The 12330-nt window shown below is 59.9% G+C and carries 10 protein-coding genes; 3 read left to right on the top strand and 7 right to left on the bottom strand.

Features of this window, described 5'->3' with window-relative positions; genetic code table 11:
* Positions 1–9: 9 nt before the first annotated feature.
* The 4 genes from AB3G35_RS00225 to cpaB are packed head-to-tail and all read right to left on the bottom strand — an operon-like array spanning position 10 to position 4675.
* Positions 10–1284 (bottom strand): CpaF family protein, encoded by a 1275-nt coding sequence (locus AB3G35_RS00225; protein WP_016783555.1) that lies wholly within the window; start codon positions 1282–1284, stop codon positions 10–12.
* Positions 1281–2486, bottom strand: a complete 1206-nt coding sequence (locus AB3G35_RS00230; RefSeq protein WP_016783554.1) for a protein TadZ — start codon at positions 2484–2486, stop codon at positions 1281–1283. The genes AB3G35_RS00225 and AB3G35_RS00230 overlap by 4 nt, the downstream gene beginning before the upstream one ends.
* A complete protein-coding gene (locus AB3G35_RS00235; protein ID WP_016783553.1) occupies positions 2483–3709 on the bottom strand; it encodes a type II and III secretion system protein family protein in 1227 nt (408 codons plus the stop codon). Before AB3G35_RS00235 ends, AB3G35_RS00230 begins: the two co-directional genes overlap by 4 nt.
* Positions 3710–3745: 36 nt before the next feature.
* Positions 3746–4675 carry a Flp pilus assembly protein CpaB gene (gene cpaB / locus AB3G35_RS00240; protein ID WP_016783552.1) on the bottom strand — a complete coding sequence of 310 codons (930 nt, stop codon included), beginning with the start codon at positions 4673–4675 and terminating at the stop codon, positions 3746–3748.
* 333 nt (positions 4676–5008) lie between these two features.
* Here cpaB and AB3G35_RS00245 point away from each other — a divergent pair, with 333 nt between their 5' ends.
* Both AB3G35_RS00245 and AB3G35_RS00250 read left to right on the top strand, forming a co-directional pair.
* Positions 5009–5230: a Flp family type IVb pilin gene (locus tag AB3G35_RS00245; protein ID WP_016783551.1), complete on the top strand. Its 222-nt coding sequence runs from the start codon at positions 5009–5011 to the stop codon at positions 5228–5230.
* 48 nt (positions 5231–5278) lie between these two features.
* Positions 5279–5692 carry a response regulator gene (locus AB3G35_RS00250; protein WP_016783550.1) on the top strand — a complete coding sequence of 138 codons (414 nt, stop codon included), beginning with the start codon at positions 5279–5281 and terminating at the stop codon, positions 5690–5692.
* Between the two features lie 60 nt (positions 5693–5752).
* Here the strand turns inward: AB3G35_RS00250 and AB3G35_RS00255 are convergent, their stop codons facing one another.
* The 3 genes from AB3G35_RS00255 to pbpC form a co-directional block, all read right to left on the bottom strand.
* A complete protein-coding gene (locus tag AB3G35_RS00255) occupies positions 5753–7435 on the bottom strand; it encodes a ShlB/FhaC/HecB family hemolysin secretion/activation protein (protein ID WP_029611736.1) in 1683 nt (560 codons plus the stop codon).
* Positions 7436–7628: 193 nt separating this feature from the next.
* Positions 7629–9173 carry a collagen-like triple helix repeat-containing protein gene (locus AB3G35_RS00260; RefSeq protein ID WP_369782205.1) on the bottom strand — a complete coding sequence of 515 codons (1545 nt, stop codon included), beginning with the start codon at positions 9171–9173 and terminating at the stop codon, positions 7629–7631.
* A 324-nt stretch (positions 9174–9497) separates the two neighbouring features.
* Complete coding sequence (gene pbpC, locus AB3G35_RS00265; protein WP_369782206.1) at positions 9498–11834, bottom strand: peptidoglycan glycosyltransferase PbpC; 2337 nt, start codon at positions 11832–11834, stop codon at positions 9498–9500.
* 91 nt (positions 11835–11925) lie between these two features.
* Between pbpC and AB3G35_RS00270 the strand changes: the two genes are divergently transcribed.
* Positions 11926–12219 carry a hypothetical protein gene (locus AB3G35_RS00270; RefSeq protein ID WP_016783546.1) on the top strand — a complete coding sequence of 98 codons (294 nt, stop codon included), beginning with the start codon at positions 11926–11928 and terminating at the stop codon, positions 12217–12219.
* Positions 12220–12330: the final 111 nt, after the last annotated feature.

Here is a 12330-nt window from a genome sequence, read left to right on the forward strand (position 1 = left end):
TGCAGTGCCTCAGCCGTGGGCGTTCAGGACGGGATCACGACGCAACTTGTCGCTTGCCGGGTTCAAGGCTTCGCGCATAAAACCAAAGCCGGTGCGCTTGTCGAGGCGGAACAGGGTGTTGGTCACGTACACATCGTCACGCACCCCCACCACTTCCAGCACCTCACTGACGCAACGGCGACCATCGGGCATGCGCGTCAGCTGGATAATCACGTCCAGTGCGGCGCAGATCATCTGGCGCAGGGTTTTTTCCGCCACCGTGCGCCCGGTCAAGCCCACCAGGGTCTCCAGTCGCAGCAGGGCGTCCTGTGCGGTGTTGGCGTGCACGGTACTCATGGAGCCATCGTGACCAGTGTTCATCGCGGTCAACACATCGAGCACTTCCACACCACGGATCTCACCGAGGATGATGCGGTCCGGGCGCATCCGCAGGGCGTTGCGGATCAGGTCGCTGGATTTCACCTCGCCATGCCCTTCGGCATTGGGCGGGCGGGTTTCGAGGCGCACCACATGGGGATGGCCCAACTGCAATTCGGCTACGTCCTCGATGGTGACCAGGCGTTCATGGGGGTTGATCAGCTGGCTGAGGATATTGAGCAGCGTGGTTTTACCGGTACCGGTACCACCGCTGATCAGGATATTGCAGCGCTTGCCCACCGCCTCCTGAAAGAACTCATAGATCGCCTGGTCGATGGTCTGCATGGCCACCAGGTCGCTGCTTTGCAGCATGTCCTTGCGAAATTTCCGGATCGACAGGCACGGGCCATCCAGGGCAATGGGCGGAATGATCGCGTTGACCCGGCTGCCATCGGGCAGGCGTGCATCGACCATCGGCGAGGACTCATCCAGACGCCGCCCCAGAGGCGCCAGAATGCGCTGCATCACCCGTTCCACATGATGGTCATCGATAAAACGCAGATCGCTCTGGCTGAGCCGCCCCTCGCGCTCGACAAACACCCGATGGGGGCCGTTGACCAGGATTTCAGTCACGGCCGGGTCGCGCAGCAGCACTTCGAGGGGGCCGAAACCGGTCAGCTCGTCGACGATTTCTTCGGCCAGCCGCTCCATTTCATAACGGGAAATGGCCAGGTGCAGACGCGACACATACTCGGCTACCCGCTCGGTAACAAACTGGGCCAAAGACACACGGGAGCCTTCCAGCAGGTTTTTCCCGGTTTCTTCAATGGCATCGATGATATAGCGGTGCAGCACCAGTTTAAGGCCGTCATGGTCCGCCCGGCCGTCTTTATACAGGCCTGAGCCAAACAGCTGTTCATTGCTCATTTGGCCCCCCACAGGCGGTTCAGATTTAGCCAGGCACCTGACTTGGAAGCCGCTTGTTCAGGGACTTGCGAACGCAGGACCAGCCGCTCGCCGAGTTTTTTCAGGGCCTGGCTCAGGGCTTCGCGGGGGGCCAGGTCAAACAGGGTGGTGGCCTGGTTCTTGGCATTGATGCGCAATTCAGGGCTGGGCGGCAGTGTCGCCATCACTGGCAGGCCAAAGCTTTTACCCAGGGCATCGGCATTGGGCGCAACGCCACTCATGTAGCGATCGATCAGCAAGCCCGTATGCTCGAACTTCATGCCCTTGGCCCGCCAGCGGCTGAGCACGTCGAGGTTGCGGCGGCAATCGAGCACGCTTTGGTCGGTGTACCACAACAGGCTGTCGCAATGGGTGGCAAAGGTGCGCAGCGCTTCACTGTCAGGCTGCCCCGTGAGGTTAACGACAATATGCTGGAAGTGCTGGCGCAAGGCGCTGAGCAACATATACAGCTCGGCAGCACTGGTTTGCTCCAGTGGCTCGTCACTGTCGCTGTGGGCCAATACACGCAAACCACTGGCGGTCTTGGTAAAGGCGCTGTCAATCAAGGTGCTGTCCAGGCGCCGCAAATGGCGCAGGGCATCACCAAAAAAGAACGAACTCTCCAGGCCCAGCACCGCCAGGCCATCGCCACGGGGGACGCCCAGGTCCAGAAACAGGGTTTTTTGTTCACTCTTTTGCACTACCAGCCCCAAGTGGCTGGCCAGCAATGCACCATCGGCATTGCATTGCGCACTGAACAACACGCTCAAGCCACCCAACTGGGCGTTGGGTGCCACGGGTGGCAGGCGCTTGCTCAGGCGCCGGACCAGCCCGGCCACCTCGCTGGAACGCGAACCGTAGGCGACAAAATCCCTCGCCCCGGCGCGCATGGCATTAAGCACCAACTGGTTATCCATACCGTCGCCCAAGGCAACGATGGCCAGCATGGGCTTGGCTTCCAGTGCGCCTTCGATCAGCGCGCACTGGTTAACCACCTTGTCCCGATCCAAGCCCACAAATATCAGGCCGGCAAACGTCACATCAACCAGGGCCAGCAGTTCATCCAGGCTACTTGTGCCTGCACCCACCACTTGACCCAACGGCGCTAATGCTCCCTGCAGCCACTCAAGATCGGTGTTGTTGCGCGTCAGCGCGAGAAATGTCTGGCTTAGGCTTTGGCTCATTGAGATAACCCGCTGCGGCTATTGAATTTGCCGTTCTCAAGGAAATACAGGCGATACCAGTTGGGGTCATAATTGCGCAATTGCTCCCCGGGCATCGTCGGCAGTGCCGCATTGACAGCCAGTGGCTGAACCAGATGCGGAGTGACGATCATCAGCAGTTCTTTCTCTTCACGACTGATATTGGAGTCGCGGAAAAAAGCGCCAAGAATCGGAATATCGCCCAGCCCCGGGAATTTGTTGACCTGGGAACTGTTGCGCGAACTGATCAAACCACTGATCACAAAGCTTTCGCCATCGGCCAGGGAGATGCTGGTATCAGTGCGGCGAACCGTCAGGCCCGGTACCAGGGTGCCAGCGATATTCACCGCATTGGTGTAGTCCAGCTCGCTGACCTCGGGGGCCACCTTGAGCATGATGCGATCACGACCCACCACGGTCGGGGTCAGCGTGAGGCGGATACCGAACTCCTTGTACTCGATCGACACGTTATCGCTGCCGCTGCTGGGCACCGGGATCGGTACTTCGCCACCGGCCAGAAAGGTCGCGCTCTGCCCGCTCATGGCCACCAGGCTGGGACGCGCCAGGGTGTAGGCAAAACCGCTGCCTTCCAGGGCGTTGATCATGGCCCTGACCTTGCCGCCGCCAAAACCGATATTGAAATACTTGGCATTGGCCACTGGGCCACCGGTGATAATCCCTTCAGCGGTACTGAGGAATGAACCCGGCGAGCCGAACAGAAAGTTGCTGCCCATGCCGAAGATCGAAGTACTGGCTTCCTGCAGCTTGGTGCGGCTGACTTCGACAAAGCGGATATCGGTTTGTACCTGCACCGGCAAGGTCGGGTCTTCGGAAGGCGGCAACGCCGTACCGGTCAAACCCGAGGCGGCCTTGCCCTTGACGAACAGCATGGTCTGGTGCGGCTCTTTCGAGCAGGCGCTCCAGACCATCAGGCTGGTGGTGCCCGAAGCAATACCGGTGAGCAAAAAGGCGTTGGGACCATTGGAGCGAATATCGGCGATGGTGGGATCGCCCACGGCAATGCGCGAGATACTCACCGGGAAACCCATAGCCTTTTGGGCCCCCTGGGCCACTTCCAGTACCGACGGCAAGGCGTTGAAAGCCGCGCAGTTTTCGCCTGCGGCCAAGGCCATTTGCAGGGGCAAGCTGCTCAGCAGCAGCGTCCAGACAGCACGTTTATAAAGTGGAGCGCAACGGTGGCTCATGTTGGTTTTCCTTGCAGATAAGGATTTTTATTGGGCCTACTGCTGAGCCGTTTGATTGCCTCGGATCACTTCAATACCGCGCACCCGGGGGGCGACTGCGGGATTGCTGCTGACTGGCACTCTTGCCGGACTGGCCATGGCTAACTGGTTAAATTGATAAAGACTGCGTTTGGCATTCTCAAGGTTAGTCGCAGATTCCTGCTCACCCGCCCAATATTTGCTCAAACGTTGTTCATCGGCGCTGCGCACGGCCAGGCGCAGGGTGCCTGCCTGGGTCGCGAGCATCAGTTGATTAAGAAGCAGTTCAGGCACAGCCAGAACTGCGGAGCGCGCATTGATACGGCTTTGCTCTTGCTTGAGCGCTTCTTCGGCGTTTTTCGGTTGGCTGGCCAACTTGCCATCACTGGTCAAACCCAGCTCGCCCCCCACACTCAGCACCCGCACTGCCGGCAATACCACTTGCGCCGACTGCTGAGGATTGCCACTGTCCTGACGCAAGAACAACAGGATATCGACGTAATCGCCGGGGCTGAGCTGCCCTCCTGCAGCGCTCACTTCATCAATCATCACCCCCAGTGCGCGCTCATCCGGGCGAATCATGCGGGCCAGCGGGCCACCCATTTCAAAACTTTGCTCGCTCAGCCAGGTGCCTGCACTCAGGCTGCGCCACGGAGTGCGCCCCACCGCCTGATCAATGGCAGTCAGGCTGCCGGCAGGTGCGGTACGGAGTTTTTCCAGGGTCAGATCATCGGCCGTCAAGGCCACATTCGGGGGGACATCACGGACCAGTACCACCACCGCCTGGCGGGTTTTGTCTTCAACTGCCGCTACACCTTGCTCTACCGACTGAGCCACCGGAACTTCGGCAACCGGCTGCTGTCGACTCAATACCAGCCCCCAGTAACCGGCGGCAATTGCCCCGACAAACAAAATGGCGGCCAGTATCAGACTGCGTCGATTGTTCATGCACAAACTCCCTTTATCACTGCGCACTGCAGACTAAAAAACCCATTCACAATCAGGCAGCTATGAACCTTTAATGCTTTTGCAACCATTCGCTATTTAAAAATAGCTCAGGTAAAGCAAAATGCCATTAGCGAACTAAAAAATCTCTAGTCAATTGTGAATAGTTTGATTTGATACGCATTTTCTAAATACTCATTTGGATTAATACTTTGTGATTAGTCCAATGATACAGTTGTGGGAAATTCATTTATTGCCAATGCTGTGACTGCAGATGGAAATCACCCTGCACCCTTGTTACGCAGTGCCCGACCCGGCGCACTAAGGAGAAGTCAGATGATGTTAAATACTGTTCTGAAAGTGTATGTACCTGCACAGGTATTTGTAGCGCGCCAGGCCAAGTTGTTTGCAAAACGGACTGAAGGTGCCTCGGGTATTGAATATGCAATTATTGCGGCGATGGTGGCGGTGGTGATTGCGGGGCTTTCACCTGATGTACAAACAGCGGTCACAGGTATATTCACCAAAATCAAAACCGGTCTAAACCCTCCTGCCTGATATTTAATTGCGGAGCCATTACATTCACTCGTATAAAGAGTAATTAACATGCCCCTCTCCCCATCACGCCAACAACTACTCCTGGTGGATGACGAAGAGGACGCACTGCTGGAGTTGGCTGAGCTGCTGGAGGGCGAGGGCTTTTGTTGCTATACGGCAACTTCAGTCAAACTCGCCCTTTCGCAGTTGACCCAACATCCGGATATTGCGCTGGTCATCACCGACCTGCGCATGCCGGAAGAGAGCGGTATTGCGCTGATAAAGCGCCTGCGCGAGCACACATCGCGCCAGCATTTGCCGGTGATTGTCATTTCCGGGCACGCCGATATGGACGATGTAAGCGACCTTCTGCGCCTGCAGGTGCTGGACCTGTTTCGCAAGCCCATCTACCATGTGCGCCTGCTCGACACCCTCGAAAACCTCTTCCCTCAGCCTACACAATTGCACCTGGCCAGAACTTGACCTTTTTAATATAAAAGCCCGCACCTATAACTTATAGATGCGGGCTTTTACTGTCATGGCCTACAACTGATAACTAAAACTCAACGTATAGCGCGGCCGACGATTAAAACTGTCCAGGGCGATATCCGACATCGGCTTGGCAACTTCCAGGGCAATGTTGTAATAGCGCTTGTCACCAAAGCGCAAACCCAGTGCTGCCGAGGACATATCCGAGCCTTTGAGCGGCAGTTCGTTGTACCAGGCCTTGGCCCTGTCCAACACGGCATAAGGCTGGAGCAACTTCACCCACTCACCGTCGCGATTGAAGCTGTAATTAAGTTCGTAAGCCACACCCCAACCCTTGTCCCCCGAGGCCTGGTCGTCCGGATAGCCACGGCCGAAGTTCTGCCCGCCGAATACCGCCCGCTCGCTGTCAGGCAGGGTGTCGTCGCTCCAGTACAGCGCGCCCGAAACCACGCCCTGCCAGTTGTCGAAGTAGCCGTCACTCTGCACGCCCGACAGGCGCAAACGGAAGAAGTCCAGGTCGTACTGGGTGCTGGTCAGGTTAGTCTCGCTCTTGGCGCCCAAGCCATTGATGCCCTGGTACAGACCCGCACTGACAATGCGCAACTGCTTGGCATCGGACTTGCGCCAGTCCCCTTCCAGGGCCACGGCCCGGGTGTTGGTTTTTTCGCTGATAGTCTGCCCGTAGCCGACGATTTCGTAGTCTGTATTGTCGTTCACCCCATACAGGCGGCCAGCGACACTGAGCCATTGATCCGGTGCGGCAATCAGTGGATGGCTGACGCCGATGGAGAAGCGGTCGTTCTCGCGGTGCGGCTTGAGTTCAAAGCCATCGGTGGTGGCAATGTTGGTGCTCGGGTCGCTGCGATAGCTGGAGCCATACAGGCTCAACTGCGTGCCTTCGGCATTCAGGTACTGGCTGTAATCGAGGCGGTAGTAGTGCTCCTTGTCATTGCCCGGCGGAAACAACCCGCTCAGGGTCAATTGTTCGGCCATCGCCGTTTGCGAGTTGCTGCTGGCAGAAAGCAGCGCCTGGGTACTGCTGCGGTTGCCTTCGACCAGGCTCATGCTGGTGGTGAAAGGTTTGCGGCTGGCACTGATATGCAACGTCGATGCGCCATCGGTGGTGCCCGGCGGCGGCACTTGCGCCTCCAGGGTCACCCCGGGAATGCGGCTGAGCAGCGTGCTGTAGCGGTTGAAGGTTTTACGCGTCAGCGGGCGTTCGCCCTTGAGCTTGTCGACCAGTTCATCCACAAACCCTTTTACCCGCCCGATATCGCCGTCAACCTTGTACTCGCTGATATAGCCTTCGACCAGCACCACACGCACCAGGCCCTGGTCGAAGTTCTGCTGTGGCAAGAACGCATAGGACAATAAATAGCCGTCATCCTGGTAACGCTTGGTGATCTGGCGCGTGGCCTCGATCAGTTCGGCCAGGGTGATTTCATGGCCCAGCAGCGGTTTGTAGACCGCACCCAGCTCTGGCAGCGGATAAATCGTGCCCCCTTCGATCTGCAACTTGCGAATGGTCAGGCGGGTGCCCATTTCCAATGGCCGGGCTTGCGCAGCTGCCGGCTTGGGCAACTCCAGCGCAGGCGCTGCAGGGCGGTAGGCATCCACCGGCAGGTTGGGCGTGGGCAGGGTTTGCATGCTGTCGTTGCTATTTAGAAAGCGCGGAAGCGACTCGGCACCGGCATAGGGGGCCAACGCCAGCAATAGAAAGGGAACGCAATTACGCATAGGACACTCCATGTTCAACTACGGCGGCATAACGAGGGGCTTCATTTTTAGAATGCTTTGCGAAGCGGCCCGAGCATCAGTCCTACAACCTGCACATGAAAAAAGACGAGAGACTCATCTGAATCTCTCGTCCCAACCAAGCGTAGGCGCTGTAGGTAAGGCCGTCGAACCGGCCAGGTGCAATATTCTTCAGTTATTTCTTGCCCAGGTTACCCAGCCCGCCTACCACGCCCCCAAGCACCCCGCCCAGGCCACCGGTAGCCGCACCTGCTGCTGCGCCGCCCGCTGCGCCCACTGTTGTACCCGCAGTGTTGCTGCCTGAATCCACCTTGACACCCAGCAAGCCGCCAAGACCACCCACTACGCCACCGACGACACCACCAACACCCCCGGCTGCACCAGCACCTGCACCAGTTCCAGTAGTGCCAGAACCTGCCCCGACGCTGCCGCCAGCGCTTGCCCCCACACCCAGGCCGCCCAGCAGACCGCCAACCCCGGCGCCTACACCTGCGCCTGCACCGGCCCCCGCACCGGCGCTCACACCGCCTGTACCAGCCCCGGCACCAGCACCTGCCCCGGCGCTTGCGCCCACACCCAGACCACCCAGCAGACCACCCAGACCTGTCCCGGTACCCGTACCGCTACCCGTGGAGCCCGCTGCCGGATTGACGTAGCCGCCAGCCTTGTCAACCGCACCGCCCACACCGGTCAGCACGCCACCGACCAGAGAAGTCACCGGGTTGTCGCCACCGGTAGCCGTGACCTTGCCGCCCAGGCCGCTTACGGTGCCACCTACCTTGTTCAGCAAACCGTCCACCGGCGCCCCCAGACCTGTGGTGGTGCCCACTTTGCCGGTCACGTTTTCAACCAGCGAAATCACCGGCACCAGCACTTTGTCATTCACTCCGCCGGTCAATGCGCCCAACTTGCCACTGCTCACATCGGTGGTCAGGGTGTTGCCGAGCATGGTCACGGTGGTGCCCACTTTGTTGACCAAACCGCCGGTGGTGTCTGTCACCTTGCCAACCACGCCACCCACCAGCGGGATCTGGCTGATCGGGGTGTTGTCCAGCACGGTAGTCAGACCCGTACCCACTGACGAAACGCCTTTGCCTACATCACTAACCGCGTTGGTTACACCACCAACAGTCAGGCCGAGGGAGTTCTTGTCGGTGCCCAGCGACCCCAGGCCACCGCTAATGCCGTCAGTTACCGAGGTCACGGCATTGCCGGTGTTGGTCACCAGGCCGCCAGCCACGGTGCCCACTACAGGCACGGTGCTCAGGGTGCTGCCAACCCCGCTGACGGTGGTGCCCACGTCGCCAAGGGCGCTGCCGACCTGACCGACAACCTGGCCTGTGACCAGAGGCGTAGTACCTGCACCTGTACCGCCACCAGTGCCGCCGCCAGTTCCACCACCTGTACCGCCGCCAGTACCGCCACCGGTTCCACCGCCTGTACCGCCGCCAGTGCCGCCACCGGTTCCGCCACCGGTTCCGCCGCCTGTACCGCCGTCAGTACCGCCACCGGTCCCACCGCCTGTACCGCCGTCAGTGCCGCCACCGGTTCCACCACCTGTACCGCCGTCAGTGCCACCGCCTGTACCCGCGTCAGTCCCGCTATCACTGCTGGCTACATAGCTCTTGTGGCCACCACCGCCACCGCTGCAGCCAGCCAGGCTGACAGTCATGACCAAGAGGAGAGCGGTACTGGTTTTCAGAAAAAGTTGAGTGTTCATGATTAAGTCCCTTGCACCTGTTACGCCTGAGTTCGAAGTTCCCTGCTCTGTGTCCGGGATACATTCGTCCGTTGGGTACATAACAACGCCGCGGGCCTGATCAAACAATTCACAACTTGGTATTAACCCCTTATATACAACGCCTGCACTCCCTCTTGAGGACTAATACTTTGGCGTTAAGTGCCGGTAAAAAAACTATATATATCAATGCCATTACTGCCCCCGGAAAACACCGCCCCCGGCGACCCTACTTTAGGTATAAGCCTAATTGACGGGTTTTAAGTTGATAGTAAGTGCGTAAAAACAAGCGCACAGGGGGGGAGATTATTCCACCACACTGAACTCGACCCGGGCGGTTTGCCCGCTTTCGTCGAGCACACTCAGCTCATAACGCCCCGGTTGTTCCAGGGGGGTGTTGAATACTTCTGGTTGTGCGCTATTGCCTATCGGTGCGCCGTTGATAAACCACCAGCGCCGACCGTCACCGCCCAGGGCCGATAGCGCCAGGCGCAGCACTGCCTGGCTGGCAGCAGGACGGCGCAGGCGGTCGCCATCACGCACGCCGACAATCGACAGCGGGGTTAGCGTATTCAAGGGTGGCGGCGGGCACTGCGTGGACGCGGCGGGCATACGCGCTTCACGCCGCTCGACCCGAGGCAGCCAGGGTTCAAGGGGGGCAGGCCACAATGCCACTTCGCGTTGTTGACCGTCAGCGCATTGCGGGCCAACGCGCAAACCTTGCGGGTTGACCCGGATCGTTTCACGCAGGCCCACACCCAACGGCTGATCCGCCGCCAGCAAGGTTGGCGGCGTGGTGTGATCCAGGGTCCAGGCAAAACGTTGCCGGCGACAATTGGGGTCATCCTTGTTCATCGGCTGGCCCAGCGGCCAGCAAATCGCAGCTACACCGACGCTGCCCGGCACTGCCTGCACCGGCGCGACAATGCCGCGCTGGCTGTCACGGTTGCTCAGCACATCGTGGACTTGCAGCATCAAGGGGGCTGCCGACGCCAGGCCAAACTGCCCGGGCACCGGGGTACCATCCGGGCGGCCGATCCATACACCGATCAAGTAACGCGGCCCCACGCCAATCGCCAGCGCATCACGAAAGCCATAGCTGGTACCGGTTTTCCAGGCCAGTTGCGGGCGCTGCACCAACTCGGCAGTCGGGTCGCGGTCCGGGCGCGCCTGCCCGCTGAGGATGCGCCGAATCACCCACGCCGCCCCCGGCGACAACATGCGCCGCTCGCGCAACGCGTCATCGGGTTGCAGGCGCAGATTGGCGCTGCGCCCTTCTCGCGCCAGGGCACTGTAACCGCTGACCAGATCTTCCAGACGGCTGCCTGCGCCGCCCAGAATCAAGGCCAGATTGGGCTCGGCCAGTGCCGGCAGGCTCAAGGGCACGCCACCGTTGCGCATATCGGCGGCGAAGCGTTTAGGCCCGTAGGCCTCAAGCAATTGCACGGCAGGCAGGTTCAGTGACGTCACCAATGCCGCACTGGCCGACACCGGCCCGCTGAACCCCTGGGAAAAGTTGCCGGGGCGATAGTCGCCAAATCGTCGGGGCACATCCTGCAGCAGCGATTCCGAGTGAATCAGCCCCGCATCCATCGCCATGCCGTACAAAAACGGCTTGAGGGTCGAGCCGGGTGAGCGCATGGCGGTGATCATATCGACATGGCCGAAGCGACGCGCATCGTTAATGTCCACCGAGCCAAGGTAGGCGCGCACGGCCATGTTTTCGGTTTCGACCACCACAACGGCCGCCGAGGTGTGATCCGGCAAGCGTGCGCGCCAACCCAGCAGCAAGTCTTCGAGACGGCGCTGCAAGCCGACATCGATCGTGGTGCGGATCAGCGGCGGGCTGCCGGGCCGGTTGAGGCGTCGAGCCAGCAACGGTGCCAGGCTCGGTTCAAGGCGCGGGGCCAGCAGCAGCGGCTCTTGCAGCGTCTCACTGACTGCCGTCTGCGGCCAAACCCGGTACTCCGCCAACCGGCGCAGCACCTTGTCCCGGGCCACTTGTGCGCGCCGCGGGTGACGGTCGGGGCGCAAGCGGCTTGGCGCTTGCGGCAACACGGCGAGCAGGGCTGCCTCGGAACGGGTGAGCTGCTGTGGCGACTTGCCCAGATAGGCCCAACTGGCTGCAGCAACACCCTGCAGGGTACCGCCAAATGGCGCGCGATTGAGGTACAGCTCAAGAATCTGCGGCTTGCTCAGGTGCCATTCCAGCTGAGCGGTGCGCCATAGCTGACGCAGCTTGCCGGGCAACGTCCGCTCATGCGGGTCGAGCAGGCGTGCAACCTGCATCGACAACGTGCTGCCGCCTGACAACACCCGCCCGCCGCTAAGGTTCTGCCAGGCCGCACGGCCCAGCGCCAGCGGGTTGACCCCGGGGTGTTGAAAGAACCAGCGGTCCTCGTAGGTCAGCAAGGCATCCAGATACAGCGGCGACACCTCACTGACCTGCACCGGGTAACGCCACACACCGTTGGCATCGGCAAAGCGCCACAGTGGCGTGCCGTCTTCGGCCAGGACAACACGGGCCTGATCATCCCTGGGCAACGGCAGCGGCCAGATCCTGTCAGCCAGCCACAGCAACGCACACAGCGCCAGCAAGCCGCCGGCCGTCCAACCCAGTAATTTTTTGATCCCTGGCGCCACTGAAACTTACTCGCTACGCAACTTGCGCGATGGATGGATGCCTAATGTGTATATCTGGCACAGTGGCCACCTTACTCATCGGAACATGACCATGCACGTCGAAAGTTTTATCGGAAATCTTGGCCTGTGGCTGGGCACGCTGGTGCGTTTTATCGTCGAGACCCTGAATGGCCTGTTCGGCGCCATCACCGAGGCGGGCAGCAATTTTGTCGACGGCATGGCCCGGGCGCTGGGCATGGACACCTCAATCATCAGCATTGCAGTGCTGATCATCGGCCTGCTGTTTTTGTACAACGCTGTTCGCTCCTTTATTCGCGCCTCGATTATCGGCGGTGTGATCTGGCTGGTGCTGGGGCTGTGGATTTTGAGCTGGATCATCAGTTGACCTCTTGTTCCTGTGGGAGCGATGCGCCAAATCTGCTGCCGCTTTAGCGTTTTAACAGGTACACCGGGTACATATCCGGCATCTGCGGTTAACTGAAATATTGGTTTCGCC

The organism is Pseudomonas sp. WC2401, from assembly GCF_041200115.1.
GTDB lineage: Bacteria > Pseudomonadota > Gammaproteobacteria > Pseudomonadales > Pseudomonadaceae > Aquipseudomonas > Aquipseudomonas fragi.